Origin of the sequence: Paenibacillus urinalis, from assembly GCF_028747985.1 — a bacterium.
Lineage (GTDB): Bacteria > Bacillota > Bacilli > Paenibacillales > Paenibacillaceae > Paenibacillus > Paenibacillus urinalis.
This window is the reverse complement of sequence record NZ_CP118108.1, coordinates 4,921,500-4,945,302: the sequence shown is the minus strand read 5'-3', so window position 1 is coordinate 4,945,302 and position 23,803 is coordinate 4,921,500. Positions and strand designations below refer to the sequence as shown.

Annotated in this window: 24 protein-coding genes and 1 riboswitch; all 24 genes read left to right on the top strand. The window is 48.1% G+C overall.

Annotated elements, in window-relative coordinates; genetic code table 11:
* Positions 1-112 precede the first annotated feature (112 nt).
* The 24 genes from prfA (at position 113) to spoIID (ending at position 23,756) form a co-directional block, all read left to right on the top strand.
* Positions 113-1,180 (top strand): peptide chain release factor 1, encoded by a 1,068-nt coding sequence (prfA, locus tag PUW25_RS22950; protein ID WP_274337612.1) that lies wholly within the window; start codon positions 113-115, stop codon positions 1,178-1,180.
* A 7-nt stretch (positions 1,181-1,187) separates the two neighbouring features.
* Entirely contained in the window at positions 1,188-2,075 is an 888-nt protein-coding gene (gene prmC / locus PUW25_RS22945; protein WP_205054591.1) for a peptide chain release factor N(5)-glutamine methyltransferase, read from the top strand.
* A gap of 199 nt (positions 2,076-2,274) precedes the next feature.
* Positions 2,275-3,477 (top strand): FtsW/RodA/SpoVE family cell cycle protein, encoded by a 1,203-nt coding sequence (locus PUW25_RS22940; protein ID WP_205054592.1) that lies wholly within the window; start codon positions 2,275-2,277, stop codon positions 3,475-3,477.
* A gap of 297 nt (positions 3,478-3,774) precedes the next feature.
* Positions 3,775-4,443 carry a stage II sporulation protein R gene (spoIIR, locus tag PUW25_RS22935; protein WP_274337611.1) on the top strand — a complete coding sequence of 223 codons (669 nt, stop codon included), beginning with the start codon at positions 3,775-3,777 and terminating at the stop codon, positions 4,441-4,443.
* A gap of 145 nt (positions 4,444-4,588) precedes the next feature.
* The gene (locus tag PUW25_RS22930; protein ID WP_047912406.1) at positions 4,589-5,722 is read left to right on the top strand and encodes an L-threonylcarbamoyladenylate synthase; all 1,134 of its coding nucleotides are present in this window, start codon (positions 4,589-4,591) and stop codon (positions 5,720-5,722) included.
* 75 nt (positions 5,723-5,797) lie between these two features.
* Positions 5,798-6,367 (top strand): manganese efflux pump MntP, encoded by a 570-nt coding sequence (locus tag PUW25_RS22925; RefSeq protein WP_274337610.1) that lies wholly within the window; start codon positions 5,798-5,800, stop codon positions 6,365-6,367.
* Between the two features lie 114 nt (positions 6,368-6,481).
* The gene (locus tag PUW25_RS22920; protein ID WP_047912404.1) at positions 6,482-7,054 is read left to right on the top strand and encodes a low molecular weight protein arginine phosphatase; all 573 of its coding nucleotides are present in this window, start codon (positions 6,482-6,484) and stop codon (positions 7,052-7,054) included.
* Positions 7,055-7,125: 71 nt separating this feature from the next.
* A riboswitch (ZMP/ZTP riboswitch) is annotated at positions 7,126-7,208 on the top strand.
* 195 nt (positions 7,209-7,403) lie between these two features.
* The gene (locus tag PUW25_RS22915; RefSeq protein WP_047912403.1) at positions 7,404-8,000 is read left to right on the top strand and encodes a TIGR01440 family protein; all 597 of its coding nucleotides are present in this window, start codon (positions 7,404-7,406) and stop codon (positions 7,998-8,000) included.
* A 42-nt stretch (positions 8,001-8,042) separates the two neighbouring features.
* Entirely contained in the window at positions 8,043-9,290 is a 1,248-nt protein-coding gene (glyA, locus tag PUW25_RS22910) for a serine hydroxymethyltransferase (RefSeq protein ID WP_047912402.1), read from the top strand.
* A 240-nt stretch (positions 9,291-9,530) separates the two neighbouring features.
* A complete protein-coding gene (gene upp / locus PUW25_RS22905; protein ID WP_047912401.1) occupies positions 9,531-10,160 on the top strand; it encodes a uracil phosphoribosyltransferase in 630 nt (209 codons plus the stop codon).
* A 34-nt stretch (positions 10,161-10,194) separates the two neighbouring features.
* On the top strand, positions 10,195-11,349 hold the full coding sequence (gene wecB / locus PUW25_RS22900; protein WP_047912400.1) for a non-hydrolyzing UDP-N-acetylglucosamine 2-epimerase: 1,155 nt from the start codon (positions 10,195-10,197) through the stop codon (positions 11,347-11,349).
* Positions 11,350-11,634: 285 nt separating this feature from the next.
* The gene (locus PUW25_RS22895) at positions 11,635-11,856 is read left to right on the top strand and encodes an ATPase F0F1 (RefSeq protein WP_205054593.1); all 222 of its coding nucleotides are present in this window, start codon (positions 11,635-11,637) and stop codon (positions 11,854-11,856) included.
* Positions 11,849-12,226: an ATP synthase subunit I gene (locus tag PUW25_RS22890; protein WP_205054594.1), complete on the top strand. Its 378-nt coding sequence runs from the start codon at positions 11,849-11,851 to the stop codon at positions 12,224-12,226. The genes PUW25_RS22895 and PUW25_RS22890 overlap by 8 nt, the downstream gene beginning before the upstream one ends.
* A 42-nt stretch (positions 12,227-12,268) precedes the next feature.
* Entirely contained in the window at positions 12,269-13,030 is a 762-nt protein-coding gene (gene atpB, locus PUW25_RS22885; protein WP_205054595.1) for a F0F1 ATP synthase subunit A, read from the top strand.
* Positions 13,031-13,140: 110 nt separating this feature from the next.
* Entirely contained in the window at positions 13,141-13,353 is a 213-nt protein-coding gene (gene atpE, locus PUW25_RS22880; protein ID WP_091160819.1) for a F0F1 ATP synthase subunit C, read from the top strand.
* Positions 13,354-13,444: 91 nt separating this feature from the next.
* On the top strand, positions 13,445-13,933 hold the full coding sequence (gene atpF, locus PUW25_RS22875) for a F0F1 ATP synthase subunit B (protein ID WP_205054596.1): 489 nt from the start codon (positions 13,445-13,447) through the stop codon (positions 13,931-13,933).
* Positions 13,930-14,472, top strand: a complete 543-nt coding sequence (locus PUW25_RS22870) for a F0F1 ATP synthase subunit delta (protein WP_274337609.1) — start codon at positions 13,930-13,932, stop codon at positions 14,470-14,472. The genes atpF and PUW25_RS22870 overlap by 4 nt, the downstream gene beginning before the upstream one ends.
* Before the next feature lie 19 nt (positions 14,473-14,491).
* Positions 14,492-16,006 carry a F0F1 ATP synthase subunit alpha gene (atpA, locus tag PUW25_RS22865; protein WP_205054598.1) on the top strand — a complete coding sequence of 505 codons (1,515 nt, stop codon included), beginning with the start codon at positions 14,492-14,494 and terminating at the stop codon, positions 16,004-16,006.
* Between the two features lie 336 nt (positions 16,007-16,342).
* Positions 16,343-17,209: an ATP synthase F1 subunit gamma gene (gene atpG / locus PUW25_RS22860; protein ID WP_205054599.1), complete on the top strand. Its 867-nt coding sequence runs from the start codon at positions 16,343-16,345 to the stop codon at positions 17,207-17,209.
* A gap of 114 nt (positions 17,210-17,323) precedes the next feature.
* On the top strand, positions 17,324-18,730 hold the full coding sequence (gene atpD / locus PUW25_RS22855; protein ID WP_047912391.1) for a F0F1 ATP synthase subunit beta: 1,407 nt from the start codon (positions 17,324-17,326) through the stop codon (positions 18,728-18,730).
* A gap of 75 nt (positions 18,731-18,805) precedes the next feature.
* Positions 18,806-19,204, top strand: coding sequence for a F0F1 ATP synthase subunit epsilon (locus PUW25_RS22850; protein WP_047912390.1), 399 nt, complete (start codon positions 18,806-18,808; stop codon positions 19,202-19,204).
* Positions 19,205-19,495: 291 nt separating this feature from the next.
* On the top strand, positions 19,496-19,753 hold the full coding sequence (locus tag PUW25_RS22845; RefSeq protein ID WP_047912388.1) for a DUF1146 family protein: 258 nt from the start codon (positions 19,496-19,498) through the stop codon (positions 19,751-19,753).
* Between the two features lie 553 nt (positions 19,754-20,306).
* A complete protein-coding gene (gene murA, locus PUW25_RS22840; protein ID WP_047912387.1) occupies positions 20,307-21,647 on the top strand; it encodes a UDP-N-acetylglucosamine 1-carboxyvinyltransferase in 1,341 nt (446 codons plus the stop codon).
* A 414-nt stretch (positions 21,648-22,061) separates the two neighbouring features.
* Positions 22,062-23,756 (top strand): stage II sporulation protein D, encoded by a 1,695-nt coding sequence (gene spoIID, locus PUW25_RS22835; RefSeq protein WP_274338465.1) that lies wholly within the window; start codon positions 22,062-22,064, stop codon positions 23,754-23,756.
* Positions 23,757-23,803 lie beyond the last annotated feature (47 nt).

The window sequence follows — 23,803 nt, the reverse complement described above, 5'->3', positions numbered from 1 at the left end:
TGACAAAGGATTGATGACGTTGTAGCGATACTCTCATTACAACCTTTTAAACCTTATAATATAATGACGGATACGAACGAATGTGAAAGATGCTTAAGAAGAGGTGATTACTATGTTGGATCGTTTACAAGCCCTTGTGGATCGTTATGAGAAGCTTAGTGAGCTGCTCTGCGACCCGGATGTGGCCAGCGACAGCAAGAAGCTGAGAGATTATTCGAAGGAACAATCAGATTTACAGCCTGCCTATGAGGCTTATTCCGAATACAAAACCGTCGTAGAAGAGCTCGATGCAGCGAAGCAAATGCTGAACGAGAAGCTTGACGATGAGATGCGTGAAATGGTGAAGATGGAGATTGATGAGCTGGCTCCCCGCCAGCAGGAGCTCGAGGAGAAGATTCGTATTCTGCTTCTGCCGAAAGACCCGAACGATGACAAGAACGTGATCGTCGAGATCCGCGGTGCGGCAGGCGGTGACGAGGCTGCGCTGTTCGCTGCAGATCTTTACCGGATGTATACACGCTATGCAGAATCCCAAGGCTGGAAGGTTGAGCTGATGGACGTGAACGAGAGTGACCTTGGCGGATTCAAAGAGGTTATCTTCATGATCAATGGCCGCGGCGCTTACAGCAAAATGAAATACGAGAGTGGTGCTCACCGGGTACAACGTATTCCTGCGACAGAATCTGGAGGACGGATTCATACCTCCACTTCTACGGTAGCGGTTATGCCTGAAGCTGAGGACTTTGATATTGAAATTCACGACAAGGATATTCGTGTCGATACGTTCTGCTCCAGCGGTGCAGGCGGTCAGTCCGTTAATACGACGAAATCGGCCGTTCGGGTAACGCACGTGCCAACGGGCATTGTAGCTACATGTCAGGATGGCAAATCCCAGAACTCCAATAAGGAAAAGGCGCTTCAGGTGCTGCGTACGCGGATCTATGACATGATGCGTCAAGAGGAAGAAGCGAAATATGCAGGTGAGCGGAAAAGCAAGGTCGGTACGGGCGATCGCAGTGAACGGATTCGTACGTACAACTTCCCGCAGAGCCGTGTAACGGATCATCGGATCGGTCTAACCATGCATAGACTGGATCAAGTGATGAACGGTGAGATTGAAGAAATTTTGTCCGCCCTGACAATCGCAGAGCAGGCAGAAATCATGGAAAAAGGGGAATAAAGCTTTGATGCGGTTGCCATTTGAACTGCCGCAAGGAAGCAGCAATCGGGAAGCCTTTCTTAAGGCTTCCTCTTTTTTAGAAGACTGTGGTGTGCTGGAGCCGCAGAATAATGCACGTTTGCTGCTGGAGTACGTTCTGGGGCTCGAGGGAGCTGCTTATTACATGGCGCTGCCGGATGCTTTTCCGGAGGAGCAGATTCCGGCATTCGAAGAGGCCGTGAATCGCAAGGGCCAGGGGGAACCGGCCCAATATATTATAGGGCGGCAGGAATTCTACGGCCTGCCGTTTAAGGTGAGTCCCGCCGTGCTGATTCCAAGGCCCGAGACGGAATTGCTCGTCGAGGCTGTCATGCTGCACGGCGACAGGCTGTGGCCAGGCGGAACACCGCTGGCCGCAGATATTGGCACAGGCAGCGGCGCCATTGCGGTGACGCTGGCGGTGAAGCGGACGGGCTGGCATGTCGAAGCAAGCGACATCAGCCCGGAGGCGCTCGCCGTAGCTGCACAGAATGCAGCAGCGAACGGCGCAGCCGTGCAGTTTCGCGAGGGCGATCTGCTGGCGCCCTTCGCGGGGGAGCGGGTCGACATCCTGGTGTCGAACCCGCCCTATATCCCGGCGGATGATATCGCCGGGCTGCAGCGTGAGGTGCGCGAGCATGAGCCGCGCACCGCGCTGGATGGAGGTCCGGATGGGCTCGGCCCTTACCGGACCATGATGGCGCAGCTGGCCCTGCTCGCTGCGCCGCCGCGGCTTATTGGCTTCGAGCTCGGCCAGGGCCAGGCGGAGGATGTGGCCGAGCTGCTGCGCGTGGCCGGCCACTGGGATGAGATCATTGTCGTGCCGGATCTCGCTGGAATTGACCGTCACGTTATGGGGATCAGAAATAAAGGATAAGACTGGAAGAGGGATTACGAAATTGTAATCCCTCTTGATTTTCTTTTTCCGAAGCGATCCCTTACAATAGATGAAGTGTGTAACATTATGTCGAATTGAAGTGTGGATTTAAAATTGTAAATTGTGAAATGCGCTGATGGTTTCATACACGTGTTATCGTGTTATACCGAAACAGGACGCGTTTTAGGGGGACGGCTTCATGCTGCAGAAGTTTAAAAAGATGGATGCTTCCATCCTGGTCATCATCTGCCTGCTTATGGTCATTAGTATCTTGAGCTTGTACAGTGCCACGCACGGCACGAATCTAGAAGGTCATCATCTTCGGATGCTGGCTTATTATGTGCTGGGCTTTGGAGCGATGTTTGCGATTACGCTGGTCGATTATCGGCTGTTAGTCAAATATGCCTTGTATATCTATTTCTTCGGACTGGCTACGCTGCTCGCGGCGAACTTCTTCGGAAGCAACCTGAATAATGCGACCGGCTGGATTCAGCTCGGACCGCTGTCTATTCAGCCGGCAGAGCTCTTCAAGCTGGTGCTGGTTATTTTCCTCGCCTCTGTACTGATTAAACGGGACAAGTCGAAGCTGGATTTTTGGAGAGATGTTGTGCCGATCGGCCTTCTGACTTTTTTACCGTTTGCCCTTGTCATGCTCCAGAATGACCTTGGAAACGCGCTGGCTTATGTGGTGATCCTAATTGCTCTCTTGTGGATCGGAAATGTTAAAGCGTCTCATGCACTTATTGGTTTTGTGATTGTCGCTGTGGTAGTGGGCGGTGGTATCAAGCTGTATACGGTATATCACGACTCGATCTATGATTATCTGGACAAAATCGGCCGTACGCACTGGGCTGAGCGTCTGGACCCTTGGCTCGTACCCGAGAAGGCGACCGCCAAAGCCTCCTGGCACACCGATAATGCCAAGCTCGCCATCGGTTCTGGCGGGATTACGGGGAAAGGCTTCATGGACGGCTCTTCTGTACAGTCCGGACGAGTTCCGTACACTTACTCCGACTCCATATTTGTGCTGATTGCGGAGGAATTCGGGTTTGTGGGTTCATCGGTACTGCTGCTACTATATTTTATACTGATTCACCGAATGATCTTGATTGCGCTTGAGACGAAGGAGAGGACCGGGCCGTACATTATTGTCGGTGTGGTGGCGATGTATTTGTACCAGGTGTTTGTCAATATCGGCGCCTTCATTGGAATCATGCCGCTGACCGGAATTACACTTCCCTTCATTAGCTACGGGGGGACATCACTCATGATTAATATGGCAAGTATCGGCTTGATCATGAGTATTCGGGTGCACGGACAGGAGACCGATGATGATATGCCGTCTCCGTCGAGCAATGAGCAGAAGAAACGCTCTTTCAGCCGCAAGGAAGCTAGAGCCTAGTCAATAAGATAAGATTCAGGGAAGTATGGACTGTGGACAGAGGAGCTGCTCTGCACAGGCTGTACTTCCCTTTGTATTTTCACAAGTGCTGACTTTACCTTCCCATGAACTTTATCTTCCCATGAACTCTATCATCCCATCTCTCGATCCCCCTTATCTGCAGTCTCATTTCTTCGCACTAATAGGCGGTACTACGAAATAGAGCGAATCTCTTAAAATTTCAAATGCTAGGTTTAACTCTAGTAAACGGGGACATACTGATAGACATGAAGAACATGGCCTAAGGGGGAGACGGGTATGCGGAAGAGTATGAAGCAGTTTCTAATGATCGTGGTGGTAATGATGATTGTCATGATGAGCTGGGAAGGTCAGAAGATGGATGCTGCGCTTCATCAAACGCTCATTCCGCAGGAGTCCATCCGGCTGCGCATACTGGCTAACTCGGATATGCCCGGTGATCAGCTCGTCAAAAGAGAGATTCGGGACGCTGTAGTTATGCAGATGAATGAGTGGGTTCCTGAGCTCGACAATCCGAATAGTCTGAATCAGGCAAGAACGATGGTTCAAGAGCATATTCCTCAGCTAAAAGAATTGGTAGGCGAGGAGCTCACAACTCGCGGACTGGATTATGAATATAATGTAGAGCTGGCGGTTGTCCCGTTTCCGACGAAGATGTACGGCAAGCTGGTCTATCCGGCAGGCGATTATGAAGCGGTTCGAATCACGCTCGGTAAAGGTGAAGGTCAGAATTGGTGGTGCGTATTGTTTCCTCCTCTATGCTTTGTAGGTGGCAGCAATGGAGATCTAGCAGATAAGGCTGCGGCTGATACAGGAAGTTCGACGAATGGAAATGAACAAAGCACAGAGATAGCTGCTGCAGAGGGCGCTTCTGAGCCTGAAGTCCGATTTTTCTTATGGGATTTATTGGTTAAAATGTGGGATTGGGCTGGCAGCATGTTTGCTTAGCAGGTCGTGATCAGCGAGGAGTAGAGTTTAGGACGGGGGCCGTTCGTCGGATTGGAATAGTGACATGGCCATGCCATCGAAAACTCGACAACTATGCTATACTATAAGCATTTAACGAATACAAGATGAGGCTGGATGATTGCAAATGACAAACAATTCAAATAGAGACGCGGGAATGAAGACCTCTTATTGGCAGGTGTCTCCGCAGAATAGCAATGTCCAGCATGGCTGGCTGGAACAACACACGATACAAGCGATGGAACATCTGGAAGAAGCTGCGCAGCTCCTTCGGGAGGGTTCCATTGTTGCGTTTCCTACAGAGACCGTGTATGGGCTGGGTGCGGATGCGAGAAATACGACAGCGGTGGAAGCGGTGTTTGAAGCCAAAGGAAGACCATCGGACAATCCACTGATCGTGCATATCGCGAATCGGGAGCAGCTAGGCGAATTTGTAAGTGAGATCAATGAAGTATCTGAAGCGCTGATGAATACTTTTTGGCCGGGGCCGCTGACAGTTATTTTGCCGCTTAAGCCGGGGGTCTTGTCAGCGCGGGTGACTGCTGGGCTCGACACGGTTGGCGTTCGTATGCCGGACCATCCTGTGGCTCTGCAGCTCCTGGCCTTGGCGGACTGTCCTGTTGCCGCTCCAAGTGCGAATCGCTCAGGAAGACCCAGTCCTACACTCGCGGAGCATGTTCAGGTTGATCTGGATGGACGCATTGCAGGGATTGTGGACGGCGGGGCTACCGGTGTTGGGGTGGAATCAACGGTCGTGCAAGCAGATGCGGATGGAACAGTAACGATTCTGCGTCCTGGTGGAATTACGGCAGAACAGCTGAGGACGGTTGTTTCCGAGGTTCGCGTTGACCCGGGTCTTGCTGCGGATCACAATGAGAGCTTGGTTGCGCCCCGTTCACCAGGTATGAAATACACGCATTATGCCCCCAAAGGTGCACTCTGTATAGTCGATGGAGATGCTTCTAAAGTAACGGATTATATCTCCAGCAGGCTTCATGAAGCCAAGAGAGGCGGGGAAGTAACCGCGGTTCTAGCCTTCAGTGAGCATATCGATCAGTATCAGGCCGATGGCTTGTTCTCGCTGGGCAGTATGGATCGGCTGGCGGAGGGAGCTCATCTGCTGTATGCCGCTCTCCGAAGCTGTGATGAGATGGGCGCATCCTATATTCTGGCTGAGGCCTGTCCTTCCGATGGGCTTGGAGCAGCGATTATGAATCGTCTGTTAAAAGCAGCAGGACATCAGATCATCCATGTGACGTAAGTACCTTATACTTGTCATGTTTTACTTCTTGTCCGCATATGGTGTACAAGACTTAAAGTGGACATGGGGGTATGGATGAATGCTTGTCTTGTCGCACCTGCTGAACTAGGCCATCTTATTACAATTATGATTATGGCTGTTGCTCTAGGAATGGATGCATTTTCGCTGGGGATTGGAATAGGCATGAAGGGGATTCGGCTTCTGCATGTGCTTCGGCTGAGCTTGCTGATATCACTGTTTCATATTCTTATGCCTTTAATTGGTTTCTACACAGGACAATATGTCAGCTCCTTTCTGGGTCAGATTACTTCCTATGTAGCAGGAGGCTTGCTACTTGCACTCGGCGCGCATATGATATTTAATGCCTTGAGACCTGGGGAGTCGAATTTCATGGACCACCGGACGTTTGCCGGGACAATGATATTTGCGGTTAGTGTCAGTATAGATTCCTTCTCCGTTGGTGTAACCCTTGGTATGTTCAAGAGTGATTTATGGCTGACCGTTATTGCCTTCGGCATCTGTGGTTTCGTGATGTCCATGGTCGGTTTATTAATAGGCAGGAGAGTGAGCCGAAATCTCGGAGAATACGGAGAGGCTGTAGGAGGGGCGATATTGCTGGCTTTTGGCATGCTGTTCATCTTCTAGCTCGTTTATTCTCCTTTGCATATTGAGACGATGCGTCATACAATAGAAATCATCTCATAGGAAACTTAATGACAGTGGAGTTCATCCAGGTATACAGACGACGGAGGTGATCATATGAAGAATATTCTATTCGTATGTACAGGCAATACTTGCCGCAGCCCGATGGCAGAGGGATTGTTTCGCAAATCTGCTGCTGCAAGAGGCATTGATGTAGAAGTTCGATCCGCAGGAGTGTCTGCCATAGATGGAAGTACGATTTCTCGTCATGCAGCTGCTGTGCTTAGGGATCACGATATTCAGGATGTCATAACTTCATCCTCGGTCAATCGTGATTTGGTCCAATGGGCAGATCTTATATTAACCCTAACGGGTTCACATAAGCAGCAAGTCATTCATCATTATCCCGAGTGTGCTGACAAGATCTACACGCTGAAGGAATATGCAGAAGATGATCCAAAAGTCCTGGCTGATCTTAAGGAACGGGATCGATTGTATGCAGAATGGCAAATGAAGCGTGCGCTTGGACAGGAAGTGCTGGCCTCGGATCGTCAGCGTATTATCGAAATTCAGCAGCGGATTCCAAGCTTTGATATTTCAGACCCTTTTGGGGGCAGTAGAGAAGATTATGATGTGACGGCAGCGGAGATCCGTTCTGCGGTTGAGCGTGTGCTGGATAAGCTCAGCTGATTTTTTTGGTACAGCGCTCTAGAAGTAGTTGATTTCTAACATCTGATGTTCTATGATGAAGTAGATAAATGAGATTCCGGTGTAACTGGCGACAAGTGTGGATTAAACCACGATGGAGCATCGGAGATAACGGCCGGTCGCCTGGGCAAAAGAGCATTTCTTGCACGCAAGGTATACTTGTGTGGGAGACTGCTCTTTTTTCGTATTTCGCCATACTTTTCGGTATAATAAGACTCAAATGATCTTGGCAGATCGCAAAATAGGGCGAATTAGACGATTCTCATGAGTGAACAACTCTTTCTTGCGATCGTTTTAAAGTCACAAACGGAAGGGGAGGGTTCATTAGGCTATGGAACAAAACAGCATTCACCCTGAATTGCATCATCTTACGGCACAGACAGCTGAGGTGCTGGAAGAGCTTGCGGCGGAAGGGAAGCTTGGTCCAGGTAAAGTCGTCGTCATTGGTACCAGTACAAGCGAGGTAGCAGGCAAGCGCATTGGAACAGCCGGAGCGTCAGAGATTGCACAAGCGCTGCTTCAAGGTATCAATGAAGTAAAGAATGCTTACGGTTTCGAGATTGCTGTGCAGTGCTGCGAGCATTTGAACCGAGCGTTGGTTCTGGAACGTTCCCTGCTTGAGAGGCTTGGACTTACGGAAGTATCCGCCGTACCCGTTCCGAAGGCAGGAGGCTCTATGGCCGCAGCGGCATATCGATCATTGCAAGAGCCCTGTCTTGCCGAAACAATCGAAGCACATGCGGGTATGGATATCGGTGAGACGCTCATCGGCATGCATTTGAAGAGAGTTGCCGTTCCTTACCGTACAGCAAGGCGTTATATTGGGGAAGCACGGGTGACTACCGCATTGTCCAGGCCAAAGCTTATTGGCGGAGAGCGTGCGGTGTACCAGCTTGATGTAACCAGTAACACTTCAACTTGTGATTAAGAATTTATTTTAAACAGCTATCATATGGGAGGAATTCAAGTTATGGATCAATTGCGCAAAGCAGACCCGGCAGTACTTAATGCGATGGGATTGGAACTCAAACGTCAGCAAAACAATATCGAGCTGATTGCCTCTGAGAATATCGTCTCCGAAGCGGTTATCGAAGCGATGGGCTCCGTACTTACAAATAAATATGCTGAAGGTTACCCTGGCAAACGTTACTATGGCGGATGCGAGCATGTTGATATCGTCGAAGATATCGCTCGTGAACGTGCCAAAGAATTGTTTGGTGCAGAGCATGTCAACGTTCAGCCGCACTCCGGTGCACAGGCGAATATGGCTGTATACCTTGCGGCGCTTAAGCCTGGAGACACCGTGCTCGGGATGAACCTTGCACATGGCGGTCATTTGACACACGGCAGCCCGGTGAATGCATCGGGTCTTCTCTATAACTTTGTTGCTTATGGTGTTCAGGAAGATACATTCCGCATCGACTACAACGAGGTTCGCAAAGCGGCGTTTAAGCATCGCCCTCGTCTGATCGTAGCAGGTGCCAGCGCTTATCCGCGTACCATTGATTTTGAAGCACTTGCGAGCATTGCTAACGATGTAGGTGCATTGTTCATGGTGGATATGGCCCATATTGCGGGTCTCGTGGCAGCAGGTCTGCATCCGAATCCGGTGCCGCATGCTCATTTTGTAACAACAACGACACATAAGACCCTTCGCGGACCACGTGGTGGTATGATCCTTACGCGCAAGCCATGGGCTGCTGCGATTGATAAGGCTGTATTCCCAGGAAGCCAGGGCGGACCGTTGATGCACGTTATTGCTGCCAAAGCGGTTGCCCTCGGGGAAGCTCTTCAGCCTTCTTTCAAAACTTATGCTCAAAATGTAGTGAAGAATGCTCAAGTTCTAGCTGAAACTTTGATTGCAGAGGGTCTGAATATCGTTTCCGGCGGTACGGACAACCACTTGATGCTGATCGATACCCGCAATATCAACATTACAGGTAAAGATGCAGAGCATGTGCTTGATTCGATCGGTATTACGGTTAACAAAAATGCGATTCCATTTGATCCTACAAGTCCGTTTGTAACGAGCGGTATTCGGATCGGCACGCCTGCAGCAACTTCCCGCGGCATGGACGAAGAAGCGATGGTTGAGATCGGTAAAATTATCGCCAAGACGCTGAAGAACGCTCAAGATGCTACGGTGCTGGAAGAAGCAAAACGACAAGTAACGGCGTTAACTGACAAATTCCCGCTTTATCCAGAGCTAAAGTACTAAAATAAAACAAATTTTCCCATACTGAGAATTAGCTGTCTCGGCTATTTTCTTGAACAACGGACCGGACTGCTATCATGGTAGTTCGGTCTTTTTTATACTGTTCGAATGATACCGTCAGATGAAGGTGCATTTTAAGGATAGGGAATGATATAATATACAGGATTTATCGACTTGCCTGTCTATAATTTGCGTAGATGCGGCTGTTGATGATGAATGAAGAACCTACCGGAGGGACAAGCAATGGGAAAATTGGTGGTATGTGATCACCCGTTGATTCAACACAAATTGACAATTATTCGTGACATGCGCACGAACACTAAGGATTTTCGTGAACTCGTAGATGAAGTGGCAACTTTAATGGCATACGAAATAACACGCGATATTCCGCTCGAAACGATAACTGTGCAGACACCTGTAGCCGAGACAGAGGGTAAGGTCATCTCAGGACGTATGCTGGGACTTATTCCGATTCTGCGCGCGGGGCTTGGTATGCTGGATGGCGTCGTGAAATTGATTCCTGCGGCCAAAGTAGGGCATGTGGGTCTGTTCCGCGATCCTGAGACTTTGCAGCCTGTGGAGTACTATACGAAGCTTCCTACAGATGTAACGGAACGCGAGCTCATCGTAATCGATCCGATGCTGGCCACTGGCGGCTCTGCGATTGCGGCGATTGATGTGCTGAAGAAGCGCGGCTGCACTCAGATCAAGATGATGAACCTGGTGGCTGCACCAGAAGGTGTCAAGGCCGTTCATGATGCTCACCCCGATGTGGACATTTATGTGGCTGCACTTGATGAAGGTCTGGATGACCACGGCTACATTATTCCTGGTCTTGGTGACGCAGGAGACCGCTTGTACGGTACGAAATAACAAATCATTCTGATACAAAGGGGCTCGAACGCGAATGTCGAAGATTAAAGTAATGACGGTTTTCGGAGTCCGCCCGGAAGCGATCAAGATGGCGCCGCTTATTTTGGAGCTGGAACGTCACCCTGATGAGATCGAATCAATTGTATGTGTTACAGCTCAGCATCGTCAGATGCTGGATCAAGTGCTGGAAGTGTTCAACATTACACCGGATTATGATCTGGATGTCATGAAGGACCGTCAGACACTGAACGAAATTACGGTAAGAGTCCTTCAAGGACTTGAACCGGTCTTGCAGGAAGCGAAACCGGACATTGTACTCGTTCATGGAGATACCCTGACCACATTCCTTGCCAGCTATGCGGCATTTTTGCAGCAGATCAAGGTTGGACATGTGGAAGCAGGGCTTCGTACGTGGAACAAGCTGTCACCATTCCCTGAGGAGATGAACAGACAGCTGACAGGTGTGCTTGCGGACTTGCATTTTGCACCGACAGATATGTCTGCGAACAATCTCCTGCGAGAAAATAAGCCGGAGTCAAGTGTATACGTCACAGGCAATACGGTCACAGATGTGTTTCAATATACGGTACGGGATGATTACACGCATCCGGTGCTCGAATTTGCAGAAGGCAAGCGGCTCATTCTAATGACGGCTCACCGCCGTGAATCCCAAGGCGAGCCTCACCGCAACATATTCAGAGCCGTCAAGCGCATCGCAGATGAGTTTGAGGATGTAGCCATCGTCTACCCTGTGCATCTGAGTCCTGCAGTCAAAGAGCCGGCATACGAAATTCTGGGAGGACACCCGCGTATTAAGCTGATTGATCCGCTGGACGTTGTAGATTTCCACAATATTTATCCGCATACGCATCTGATTCTTACCGATTCAGGAGGCATGCAGGAGGAAGCACCGTCCTATGGAGTACCTGTTCTAGTCCTTCGTGATACGACGGAGAGACCTGAGGGTGTTGAAGCGGGAACACTGGAGCTTGTCGGCACGAACGAGGAGCAGGTATATGCCAGAACGAAGGCATTATTAACCGACTCGGAACTGTACGCATCGATGAGTGAAGCAGCGAATCCATTTGGTGACGGACGTGCTTCTGAACGGATTGTCAGTGCGATTTTGCACCATTTTGGCAAAAAAGAAGAGCGTCCTGAGCAATTTCACAGAAAGTTCGAAAAATAATTATTTTTATTATGTGATGAAGTGAACAGTACAGCATACAGTCAAACTGTACGGTTTACGTGGCTTTGAGAGATATTGTGAGATTTTTTCACTGTTTTTCAAGGCCTTTTTCATAGCTGGAGCAAGGAATCGACCGATTGACAAACAGTTTACCCATTCAGTAAGATAATTGGGATTGGACAGGCCAGATGCATAATTCATCGTTTTTCCGGAGTGTTCGTGAAGAACGGGAATTTGACTCATTTTCCATATACAGCGCTTTCTAAGGGATGGGTTGTGTCTAAGATGAACCAAGATAAACCGTGGTTAATTGCTCTTGCAATCGGTGGTTCCGGCATCCTGCTGGCTACGTACATAACCATTGGATTTTTTGCAGGTAGGTGGCTGATGAATCTCATAGACGGAGCGGCTTATATTATCGCGATCGGTTGTATGGTCGGGCTGGTGCTGGGGGTTCTGAATATAGCTATGTTTATTAAGAAGTTTTTGGGGGCACAAAATGATTAGTTTGTCTTCCATCGTAAATGCTGTGACAAGATTGGCATTCTTCCTGCTTGCATTTGCTTTTATGGGATGGGCGCTGCTTCCGGAATATCGTCCCGTGTCTCTGGGATTTATTATCGGTATAAGCGCAGGATTATTTAACTTCCGTTATCTGTCTGTCAAAGTAAAGCAAGTATCTGAGATCGCTGTCGAGACCCAGAGTAAACGTATTAACTTTGGATTTCTTACCAGGATCTGTATAACGATTCTTGCGATTATGTTCGCAATCCGGTTTGATTCTGTATCAATCTGGGCCACCGTCGCAGGACTTTTTCTGGTGCAGGTACTTGCTGTCCCAGTAAGTATTATCGAAAGTATCAGAAAAAAAGTTTAGTTTAGCACAATATAACTACGGGAAAGGGGTGAAAAAGTCACGATGCATTATTCACCTATAATTGAAGTCGGGTTTCTGAAGATTGATCTTTCCGCTGTACTGATGCTGACGGTGACGGTTCTTGTCGTATTCCTGCTTGTGAAATTAGCAACACGGAATTTGTCGGTTGAGAATCCGTCCAAATTGCAAAATTTCATGGAATGGGTCGTTGAGTTCGTACAGAACATCGTAGCCAGTGCGATGCCGCTAAGCAAAGGTAAGCCATACATTACTTTAGGTCTGACATTGATCTTGTTTATCTTTGTAGCTAACTTGCTTGGATTGCCATTTGCGGTTATTACAGAGCACACGACTGCGACTCAGGTGTTTGGTCAAACTCTTACAGCCACATCGCATATCGAGCCAGGTTACAAACCACATATCTTATGGTGGAAGTCACCTACAGCTGATATATCCATTACAGCAGGCTTGGCGATTGTAGTGTTTATCCTGATCCACTATCTTGGTCTTAAGCATAATCGTAAGCATTATCTTAAGCACTATGTGGAGCCATTCCCGGTATTTCTTCCACTCAATATCATTGAGAACCTGGCGAAGCCAATCGCACTTGCGATTCGTTTGTTCGCAAACATCTTTGCCGGCGAGATCTTGATTTCAACGATATTGAAGCTGACCTGGATAGGTCTTCCAATTCTGGCCGTATGGCAAGGATTCAGTATCTTCGTCGGTGCCTTGCAGGCGTTTATCTTTACGATTCTCTCGATGGTATACATCGCACAGGCTTCCATTCACGAAGAACACTAGCATTACTGATAAACTCTGGATACACATTCATAGAATGCTGTCGAAGAGATTATTATATTTATCAAATTGTTATTAATTAAATTTCAAATATCTGAGGAGGATTTTTTCAAATGGAAATGTTAGCAGCAGCTATTGCAGTAGGTTTAGGTGCCCTTGGCGCAGGTCTTGGTAACGGTATGATCGTAAGTAGAACAGTCGAGTCTATCGCTCGTCAACCAGAAGCTCGTGGTCCATTGCAAACAACAATGTTTATCGGTGTTGGTATCGTCGAGGTAGTTCCTTTGGCCGCTACGGTTATCGCGTTCTTGATTATGTTCTCTTAATATTAGGTTTACGGTTTGGCGGGGAGGGCGATGCCATCCGCGCCTTCGTTTTGTTAAGGCATAATGTGATAACTGGAAAGGAGTGACCTGAGTGACAATTTTATGGGAAAACATTGTTATTGCCATGGTGGCTTTTGGTATCCTCTATGTGTTACTGCATAAATTCGCTTTTCCGAAGCTTTTTGGAGTTATGGAACAGCGTCGTGAAATGGTAATGCAGCAAATGGAAGATGCCAAGAAGACTCGTGAGCAAGCTACTGCATATGTAGAAGAGCAGAAGGCTGCCCTTCAAGAAGCGCGCAATGAAGCTCAAGGCATTATCGAACAATCCCGCAAGACGAGTTCAACTCAAGCCGAGCAAATTATTGATCTGGCGAAACAAGAAGCGGAACGTCTGAAGACGGATGCGGCTCGTGATATTGAGAGCGAGAAGAACAAAGCGGTTGCGGCTCTCCGCAGTGAGCTTGGAACGGTATCTGTACAGATCGCTTCCAAAATTTTGGATAAAGAAGTTAAGGAAGACAAGGCTCAAGAAGAGCTGGTTGAGAAGTATCTAAATGAAGTAGGAGGCAGACCATGAGTCGGGATACGGTAGTTGCTAAACGATATGCCAAAGCATTGTATGATGTGGCGATCGAGAAACAATCCGTCCTGGAAGTGGAAGCCGAACTTCACGCGGTTGCAAGCTCCATTACGGGAGATCGCGACGTTTTCAAATTTATCTCATCTCCAAATGTGAGTGTTTCTACAAAGCTGAGTGTTCTTGATGCAGTGAAAGAGAAAGTCTCTGAACCTGTGTTGAACACAGTTAAGCTGCTCATTGAACGCGGACGCCTTGAGATTCTGGATGCTGTTGTTGACAGCTATTTGGATCTTGAAGCTTCGTCTCTGGGTATGGTTAACGCTCGCGTCTATTCTGCTTATGAGCTGAATGAAGAAGAAAAGCAAGCGGTGTCGAAAGAGTTTGGAGATCGCATCAATAAACAGCTCCGCATTGAAAATATTGTCGATAAGAGTTTGATCGGCGGACTGAAGGTCGTCATCGGTGATACGGTTTATGATGGCAGTCTCGCAGGTCAATTGAAACGGATAGAACAGTCTTTCAGTAGACGAGTATAGTTGTGAGGGGTGAGGACACTTGAGTATCAGACCTGAGGAAATCAGTACTTTAATTAAAAATCAGATCGAACAATACAAAACGGACATCGAAGTTAGCGAGGTTGGTTCTGTAATCGAAGTCGGGGACGGTATCGCCCGCGTATATGGACTCGAGAACGTAATGTCCGGTGAGCTCGTTGAATTTTCAACTGGCGTATTGGGTCTTGCACTGAACGTAGAAGAAAGCAACGTAGGTATCGTTATCTTGGGACCTTACACGGATATCCGTGAAGGCGATCAAGTGAAGCGTACAGGTCAAATCATGCAGGTTCCTGTTGGTGAAGCCATGATCGGCCGTGTTGTTAATGCACTTGGAGAGCCTGTCGATGGCAAAGGACCAATTGAAACAACTCAGTTCCGTCCAGTTGAGAATAAAGCTCCAGGCGTTATGGCACGTAAATCTGTTCATGAGCCAATGCAAACAGGTATCAAAGCAATTGATGCAATGGTTCCAATCGGCCGCGGTCAGCGTGAGCTCATCATCGGTGACCGTCAAACAGGTAAAACAGCAATCGCGATTGATGCAATCCTGAACCAAAAAGGCAATGGAATGAAATGTATTTATGTAGCGATCGGACAGAAGCAATCCACAGTAGCACAGGTTGTTGAGACATTGCGCCGTAACGGTGCGATGGAGTACACAACGGTTGTTACTGCATCTGCATCTGAGCCTTCACCGCTTCTGTACATCGCTCCATACGCAGGCTGTGCGATTGGTGAGTACTTCATGTACAAAGGTGAGCACGTTCTCGTGGTATACGATGACTTGACGAAACAAGCATCCGCATACCGTGAGTTGTCCTTGCTGCTTCGTCGTCCTCCGGGCCGTGAGGCATATCCGGGTGACGTCTTCTATCTGCACTCCCGTTTGCTGGAGCGTGCAGCGAAGCTGAACGATGAGCTTGGCGGTGGTTCATTAACCGCGTTGCCGTTCATTGAAACACAGGCTTCTGACGTATCCGCTTATATTCCAACGAACGTAATCTCCATTACAGACGGACAGATCTTCCTGGAAGCAGACTTGTTTAACGCAGGTCAACGCCCAGCGATCAACGTGGGTATCTCGGTATCCCGTGTCGGTGGTTCCGCTCAGATCAAAGCCATGAAGAAGGTAGCAGGTTCCCTGCGTCTGGACCTGGCTCAATATCGTGAGCTTCAAGCGTTCTCCCAGTTCGGTTCTGACCTTGATAAATCAACGCAAGCTCGTCTGAACCGTGGTGCGCGCATGATGGAGATTCTGAAACAGGATGTTCACAAGCCGCTGGCAGTTGAGCTGCAGGTTATCAGCTTGTATGCAGCGACGAAAGGCTACCTGGATGAAATTCCTGTTGGCGATGTAACTCGCTTCGAGAAGGAATTCCACAGCTTCATGGTAAGCAACAAGCCAGAAGTCCTGGAATCGATTCGTACAACTAAAGAAATTACAGCTGACAACGAAGCTGCATTGAAGGATTCAATCGAGACCTTCAGAAAGAGCTTTTCTACATCTGTATAAGTAGATCATTGCTCGCGCAGTGAGTTGATTGAGCTTATATACTTTGTGCAAGCAGGCTGCGCGGCTAACGTACGCCGCAGCCTGCTTGCATAAAGACATATATATTTAAATGGAAACGGAATGGGTTTGACTCTGTCAAAACCTCAAGTTGATGCTTACGAAGTTAGTTTTGACTCCGTCAAAACTAAGTTAATGCTTACGATGCTAGTTTTTGACTCCGTCAAAAACTTTAAGGTTTATGCTTACGAAGTAAGTTTTTGACTCCGTCAAAAACTCTAAGGTTTACGCTTACGAAGTTAGTTTTGACTCCGTCAAAACTTTAAGGTGGTGAAAAAAATGGCAAAAGGCATGCGCGAAATCAAGCGCCAAATCAAAAGTGTACAAAGCACGAAGCAAATCACCAAAGCAATGGAGATGGTCGCCGCCTCCAAGCTAAGAAAAGCCCAGGAGAAAGCAGAAGCTGCTCGTCCATACTCCGAGAAACTTAAGGAAGTCGTAACAAGCATCGCATCTTCCTCCAATGAGGTCAGTCATCCGATGCTTGTCTCACGTCCGGTTAAGAAAACGGCTTATCTGATCATCACTTCAGACCGTGGTCTTGCGGGTGGATACAATGCCAACATCCTGCGTCAAGTCACACTTACCCTTAAAGAACGCCACTCATCCCAGGATGAGTATGTTCTCTATGTCATCGGAAGAAAGGGTCGGGATTACTTCAGACGCCGGGAACAGGCCATTGAATTGGATGTAACGGATCTATCGGATTCGCCTTCTTTTGCGGACATCAAAACCATTGCCAACCAAACGGTAAGTGGGTTTGAAGAGGGCAAATTTGATGAGATCTATATCTGCTACAGCCGTTTTGTGAATGCACTTACTCAAGTGCCTACTGTTGAGAAGCTTCTGCCTATGGAAAGACCAGAACAGCAGTCCTCCGGTGCTTCTGCTCAATATGAGTATGAGCCTTCATCGGAAGCCGTGCTGGAAGCTCTTCTTCCACGTTACGCAGAAACATTGATATATGGTGCGCTCTTGAACGGTAAAGCAAGTGAGCTCGGTGCCAAGATGACAGCCATGGGATCTGCGACGAAGAATGCCTCCAAGCTTATTGGTGAGCTGTCTCTTACGTATAACCGTGCTCGTCAGGCTGCAATCACGCAAGAGATTACGGAAATCGTTGCGGGAGCTAACGCTCAATCTTAAAGTCATGTACGGAATAATATAAATCGAAGGCTAATCAGGGCTTAATGTTAATGGAGAAATATCTATTTCTTTGGACTTTTTGATCTGTTATAGCTTGTAGGAGGGAACTAAAAGATGAATAAAGGACGCGTTGTCAGCATACAGGGTGCGGTCGTTGACGTCGAGTTCGACCGCGGCGGACTCCCAGATATTAATAATGCGATTACGATCAACACAACTACAGACAGCGGCACTGAGATCAATCTGACTCTTGAAGCAGCAAAGCATCTTGGTGACAACCGTGTACGCTGTATTGCCATGTCTTCCACTGACGGTCTTGTACGTGGTATGGAAGCAGTGAACACTACACAAGCGATCTCCGTTCCTGTTGGTGAGGCTACTCTGGGACGTGTATTTAACGTACTGGGTGAGCCAATCGATAACGGAACTGCAATTGAAGCAACAGTTACTCGTAACCCGATTCACCGTCAAGCGCCTAAATTTGAAGAATTGTCTACACAAGCAGAAATGCTTGAGACAGGAATCAAAGTAATCGACTTGCTTGCTCCTTATGCCAAGGGTGGTAAGATCGGTCTCTTCGGTGGTGCCGGTGTAGGTAAGACGGTTACAATTCAGGAGCTTATTAACAACATCGCGCAAGAGCACGGCGGTATCTCCGTATTTGCCGGTGTTGGTGAGCGTACACGTGAAGGTAATGACTTGTATCATGAAATGACGGACTCCGGCGTTATCAGCAAGACGGCGATGGTATTCGGTCAGATGAACGAGCCACCAGGCGCACGTCTTCGCGTAGCGTTGACTGGTCTTACAATGGCGGAGTACTTCCGTGATCAAGAAGGAAGAGACGTACTTCTCTTCGTCGATAACATCTTCCGCTTTACTCAAGCGGGTTCTGAAGTATCCGCACTTCTCGGCCGTATGCCGTCTGCGGTAGGTTACCAGCCTACACTTGCAACGGAAATGGGTCAATTGCAAGAGCGTATTACTTCCACGAAGACAGGTTCCGTTACTTCCATCCAGGCGATCTATGTACCTGCCGATGACTATACGGATCCGGCTCCAGCTACAACCTTTGCTCACTTGGATGCAACGACCAACCTTGAGCGTAAAATCTCTGAGATGGGTATCTATCCAGCGGTAGATCCTCTTGCTTCCAGCTCCCGTATTCTTACTCCGGACGTTGTGGGTGAAGAGCATTATAATGTGGCACAAGGCGTTAAACGTATCTTGGCTCGTTATAATGAGCTTCAAGACATCATTGCGATCCTAGGTATGGACGAGCTTAGTGAAGAAGATAAAATGCTCGTTGCACGTGCACGTAAAATTCAACGTTTCTTGTCCCAGCCGTTCCACGTAGCAGAAGCATTTAACGGTATTCCGGGTAAATATGTTCCTGTTAAAGAAACAGTACGCAGCTTTAAAGAAATCCTCGACGGTAAGTACGATCATCTTCCGGAAGCTGCATTCTTGTTCGTGGGTACTATTGAAGAAGCTGTAGAAAAAGCAAAATCAATGGAATAGTTCTTAAGCCTTAGAACTAATGATCCACACATGAAGTGAACTATCCCTTGCGGATAGTGTTCAGGAGGGATGACAGTGAGCACCTTTTTATTGGAAATCGTAACTCCGGAGCGACTCATCTACTCTGAACAGGCAGACAGTCTGGTTGTTCGTGGTCTGGAGGGAGAACTGGGTATTTTACCTGGTCACGTACCCTTCGTGACTCCATTGCAGATTGCCCCTGTAACGATTAAAGCGAACGGTAAAGAGCAAAGAATCGCCGTTGCCGGTGGATTTGTTGAAGTTCGCAAAGAGAAGGTCGTTATTCTGGCTGAAAGTGCGGAGCTGGCTAATGAGATCGATGTTGATCGTGCAAGAGCTGCGAAAGAGCGTGCAGAAACACGTCTCTCGAGCAATCGTGATCAATATGATCACAGACGTGCTGAGCTTGCACTGCAAAAAGCCATGAACCGGCTTAAAGTTTCCGGTCAGTAATCATAAGTTAGAATGAAGCTTGAGATCATTCTAAAAATAGATGAACTGAAGAAGGATCTGAGGCATGAATATGTCCCAGATCCTTCTTTTATTTTTGATATTATTTCCGAGGAAATGACAGAGAATTACCCGGACAAACAGGAAATGTGTCTGAAAGAGAACAATTTTGACGGAGGTGACGTATATTGGCAGTCAGATATGATATTTGGCATGTTGACAAGGGGGCGTCTACCGACTATGATTTCTCAGTGTGTGATTTTCTGATGTTATGATAAAGGCGGAGGGTAGGATATGGATCAATTAGTGAACGACCAGCTTAATCAAGCGGTTAGTGTGAATGGTCTGGTAGCGATGATCGTTTCACTCGCCTGTGTTGCCTTAGCTTGGTGGTCATTACAGCATCTGAAATTGGATTTGTTCGTACGTCACCCGCAGAGTCCTCAAGCAAGGATGCTGCAGCTGTTAATCGCAATCGTCATTGGTCATTTCGTGTCTGAGTTCATACTGAAGTATTTGAGTTGGACTCAAATGCTGAGATATCTGTTCTAGTGAATTTACATAAATTCACTTAGCAAAATCGATTTCATAACTTAAATTAGGAAATTGATTCAGCCCGGAGCATTACCATAAAGCAAGGTAAAGAATAATTTTATAAAAATCTTGTTTTAAAGATATATAAAGCTGGTTAATCTCTGTTAGGCAAGAACAACACGGCTTTTGTCGAATAACATCATGTATTTATGTGAACAATGAAAGTAATAAGTGTCCCTGTAAAATAAGGGTCAAACAAGTGTTAATGGAAGCCGGAGCTAGAATATTCTGCCTTATATGAAAAAATGCTTGTCTCCTTTATTTATCAGGTGTTATGATGGAATTTAGGGGATTAGCGAATGACTCGCTTTTTCTTCGATTTGTAGTGTAGTTACGATAAAATTATTCTAATAACAATGAAAACGATTCTTTTCTGAAGAAAGACATCTTGACGAACATTAAGTAATGATGTCGAATTTTCCGATTCATTCGGGCAAGCAACGGATGATCTGTTTTACAGGATCTAAGATTGTAAGCAGAAAAGGGAAAAAAACGCGCGGAGGGAACCATGATGAGCAAATTTATCGTCCGCGGAGGCAAGAGATTGACCGGAAGTGTCAAAGTCAGCGGCGCTAAAAATTCAGTTCTTCCGATCATCGCCGCCTCTCTCTTAGGGGAAGAAGGAGTAAGCACAATTATTGATGCGCCTCCTCTCGACGATGTGATGACAATTAACAAAGTACTGGAATCGCTAGGAGCGGAAGTACAATACCAGGATGAGGTAATTACCGTAAATGCAACGAAACTAACTTCGTGCGAGGCCCCTTACGAATGGGTTACGAAAATGCGGGCTTCCTTTTTAGTTATGGGTCCTTTGCTAACTCGGATGGGTTATACAAAAATATCTTTACCAGGCGGATGCGCCATTGGTACTCGCCCGATTGACCAGCATCTCAAAGGGTTTGAAGCGATGGGTGCAGAAATCAGTCTAGGTCAAGGTTATATAGAAGCACGTTCTAACGGCAAGCTGCGCGGAGCTAAGATTTATCTGGACGTAGCCAGTGTTGGCGCGACAGAGAATATTATGATGGCAGCTACACTTGCTGAAGGAACAACGACGATTGAGAATGCGGCAAAAGAGCCTGAGATCGTTGATCTAGCGAACTACCTCAATGGAATGGGAGCTAAAGTCCGCGGTGCGGGTACAGGCGTCATTCGTATTGATGGAGTTGATAAACTTCACGGCGTGAAGCACACCGTTATTCCTGACCGGATTGAAGCAGGTACGTATATGGCAGCTGCTGCTATTACAGGCGGCGACGTTTATGTCGAGGGAGCGATCTCGGATCACCTCGGTCCTGTCATCTCCAAGATGGAAGAAATGGGCGTAACGATTATTCCTGATGAGAATGGTGTTCGTGTGATTGCGGACGGCCCTCTCAAAGCTGTGGATGTCAAAACCTTACCATACCCAGGTTTCCCTACAGATATGCAGTCGCAAATGATGGCGCTCTTGCTTAAATCTGAAGGAACCAGTGTTGTAACGGAAACGGTGTTTGAGAATCGCTTTATGCATGTCGATGAGTTTAATCTGATGAATGCCGAAATTAAAGTAGAAGGTCGTTCTTCTATTATTACAGGCGGTGCTAAGCTAACCGGAGCCAAAGTTACATCGACGGACCTGCGTGCAGGGGCTGCTCTGATCTTGGCTGGCTTAATTGCTGACGGTACAACAGAAGTCGGTGGTGTACATCATATCGATCGTGGCTATGTTCATTTGGCTGAGAAGCTGAACGGCCTTGGTGCTGACATTTACCGTGTATCTGTGGAAGAGCCGAAGCTGGAGAACAAGGCAAGCGAGAAGAAGGCGGAAGAAACACCTCTCTTCAAAGTTCAATCCAGCTTAGCTTAAGGATAGTACAAATATATGCAACAGTGTGTTCGAACAGAGAACCAGGCTCCTAGCAGCCTTGGTTCTTTTTTTTATCTTTATCGTCATCGAAGTAAGGTACTAAAGGCGTAATTCTACGAACTGGGAAGTTGCAAGGATGAGAGCCTGTGATCACTACTATTAGTAGCAGCTTCTAATATGAAGCAGTAACCATTCCTATATTGAGAATTTGAGATTGTTTATAATGACGGGCGGGAAGCGCGTTTGCGGGTTGGTTATGCTGTACATTCACTCTCTAATGATCTGCTAGTATCTTCATTTCGATTCTCTTATTTAGTTCTATCAGATGGTGGGGACTCATATGTATATTCTATGAAGTCTCTACGAGCCTTGGTTGAAACATGGCAGGCAAATAGAACGGAGGGAAACGCGAAGATGAGCAAGATACGCAGCAATGCATCTTATAAGAAAGAACGAGTTCGCACTTATCGAAGAAGCCGGATCGTCCGAATCCCATGGCCTGATCCCCGTTCTGTTGATTCTAATTCGACAGAACAGGAAATGGCGGGGATTACTCCGTACATCATCTCAAAAAAGAAGCAGAACGAACTTGATCCCAACGCTGACTCTACATTAATAGATATCAACAGGATACAGAAAAAAGAAGAGAGCAAAATGCTAAAGAATCCGAATCATCAGATTACAACTGCTGAGGAGGCGCCCGTCAAGCATGACTTCACTGAGAAGCATGCAGGACATCAATCAGGGAGCATGCAGACGGCCTCTGTCAGAAACAAGCTGCCTGAGGTGTTTTTCTTCGGTACGGCAGAGAAATCTGCGGCAGGATCGGAATCGGAGGCAGAGCAAGGAGGTAAGTTGCAGCCAGGGGTGGAGCCGCAGCCGGATCGTTCGCCGGCTGCTCACGAAGAGGACGGGCCGGCTCCCGCCACGGCCCGTTACGTCTGGCGCCGCGGCAGCAGCCCGCGGCGCCCTCCTCGGCGGCGCTTCGCACCTGCCGCCGGCCTCGCGGGGCTGGCCCTCACTGCACTGCTGATTCCAGCAGTGCTCGCTTGGCCCCGCGAGGGAACTCCGCCGCAGCCAGCGCCAGCGGCGGAGCAAACCGCGCCTCCCGCCGGCAGCAGCACCGGCGGGAAGGCGCCGCAGGAGGCAGCAGCTCCGCCGGCTGCCTCAGCGCCGGATACACCTGGATCGGCCGTTACGCAGCCGGCCCAGGTGTATCCCGAACCCATGGTGCGCGTCTACCTGAAGGAGACGGGCACCATCGATACGGTGACGCTGGAGCAGTACGTCACCGGGGTGCTGGCGGCCGAAATGCCTTCGGACTTCGGCCTCGAGGCGTTGAAGGCGCAGGCCATTGCCGCGCGCACCTATATCGTGAAGCGTCTCGCCGCAGGCGATGCCAGCGGTGTTCCGGTCAGCGGCGCCGATGTCACGGATACCGTGGATCACCAGGTTTATCATCCGTACGGCGGTCTGGAGGACAAGTGGGCCGAGCTTGGCAAGCAAGAGGAATGGGCCAAGCTGGAGCAGGCTGTAAGGGAGAGCAAGGATTCGATTATGACATACAAAGGACAGCCGATTACGGCCTCCTTCTTCTCCACCAGCAATGGATACACAGAGAACTCCGAAGAAGTGTGGCAGGAGGCGGTTCCTTACCTTAGAAGCGTGGCCAGTCCATGGGATGCCAAGATTGCACCTGGATTCCAAGAGAGTGTGACGATGACACGTGTGGAATTTATGAATAAGCTGAATGTCATTCCGGATCCGGTGCCGGTGTCTACGAATAACACAGGGGCCAAGCCTTTTATCGAAGTCATCTCTAAGACCGAGGGGAATCGGATCAAAGAGATTCGGGTAGGCAGCAAGATTTTCTCCGGACAAGATATAAGAGAGCTGCTGGGGCTCAGATCTAGTGAGTTCAAATGGTCTACCAAAGGAAATGAGATTACGATCACGACGATCGGCTACGGACATGGCGTAGGCATGAGCCAGTGGGGAGCAAACGGCATGGCCTTGGAAGGATATACAGCAACAGAGATTCTCAAACACTACTATACCGGGATATCGTTCGGACGAGCTTCTGAGCTCTTATATAACGAGAAATCCTGAACTCTCAAAAAATTTCATAAATATTTTAATAGGCGAGTATAAAAGAG

Excerpts from the sequence above, each read along its gene's own strand:
- glyA (WP_047912402.1), top strand. The coding sequence starts at position 8,043 with ATGGATCAATTGCGCAAAGCAGACCCGGCAGTACTTAATGCGATGGGA.
- upp (WP_047912401.1), top strand. The coding sequence starts at position 9,531 with ATGGGAAAATTGGTGGTATGTGATCACCCGTTGATTCAACACAAATTG.
- PUW25_RS22915 (WP_047912403.1), top strand. The coding sequence starts at position 7,404 with ATGGAACAAAACAGCATTCACCCTGAATTGCATCATCTTACGGCACAG.
- PUW25_RS22920 (WP_047912404.1), top strand. The coding sequence starts at position 6,482 with ATGAAGAATATTCTATTCGTATGTACAGGCAATACTTGCCGCAGCCCG.
- PUW25_RS22895 (WP_205054593.1), top strand. The coding sequence starts at position 11,635 with ATGAACCAAGATAAACCGTGGTTAATTGCTCTTGCAATCGGTGGTTCC.
- atpD (WP_047912391.1), top strand. The coding sequence starts at position 17,324 with ATGAATAAAGGACGCGTTGTCAGCATACAGGGTGCGGTCGTTGACGTC.
- PUW25_RS22930 (WP_047912406.1), top strand. The coding sequence starts at position 4,589 with ATGACAAACAATTCAAATAGAGACGCGGGAATGAAGACCTCTTATTGG.
- PUW25_RS22870 (WP_274337609.1), top strand. The coding sequence starts at position 13,930 with ATGAGTCGGGATACGGTAGTTGCTAAACGATATGCCAAAGCATTGTAT.
- PUW25_RS22890 (WP_205054594.1), top strand. The coding sequence starts at position 11,849 with ATGATTAGTTTGTCTTCCATCGTAAATGCTGTGACAAGATTGGCATTC.
- wecB (WP_047912400.1), top strand. The coding sequence starts at position 10,195 with ATGTCGAAGATTAAAGTAATGACGGTTTTCGGAGTCCGCCCGGAAGCG.
- PUW25_RS22925 (WP_274337610.1), top strand. The coding sequence starts at position 5,798 with ATGAATGCTTGTCTTGTCGCACCTGCTGAACTAGGCCATCTTATTACA.
- atpG (WP_205054599.1), top strand. The coding sequence starts at position 16,343 with ATGGCAAAAGGCATGCGCGAAATCAAGCGCCAAATCAAAAGTGTACAA.
- PUW25_RS22845 (WP_047912388.1), top strand. The coding sequence starts at position 19,496 with ATGGATCAATTAGTGAACGACCAGCTTAATCAAGCGGTTAGTGTGAAT.
- atpB (WP_205054595.1), top strand. The coding sequence starts at position 12,269 with ATGCATTATTCACCTATAATTGAAGTCGGGTTTCTGAAGATTGATCTT.
- PUW25_RS22940 (WP_205054592.1), top strand. The coding sequence starts at position 2,275 with ATGCTGCAGAAGTTTAAAAAGATGGATGCTTCCATCCTGGTCATCATC.
- spoIIR (WP_274337611.1), top strand. The coding sequence starts at position 3,775 with ATGCGGAAGAGTATGAAGCAGTTTCTAATGATCGTGGTGGTAATGATG.
- murA (WP_047912387.1), top strand. The coding sequence starts at position 20,307 with ATGAGCAAATTTATCGTCCGCGGAGGCAAGAGATTGACCGGAAGTGTC.
- atpE (WP_091160819.1), top strand. The coding sequence starts at position 13,141 with ATGGAAATGTTAGCAGCAGCTATTGCAGTAGGTTTAGGTGCCCTTGGC.
- spoIID (WP_274338465.1), top strand. The coding sequence starts at position 22,062 with ATGAGCAAGATACGCAGCAATGCATCTTATAAGAAAGAACGAGTTCGC.
- prmC (WP_205054591.1), top strand. The coding sequence starts at position 1,188 with ATGCGGTTGCCATTTGAACTGCCGCAAGGAAGCAGCAATCGGGAAGCC.
- prfA (WP_274337612.1), top strand. The coding sequence starts at position 113 with ATGTTGGATCGTTTACAAGCCCTTGTGGATCGTTATGAGAAGCTTAGT.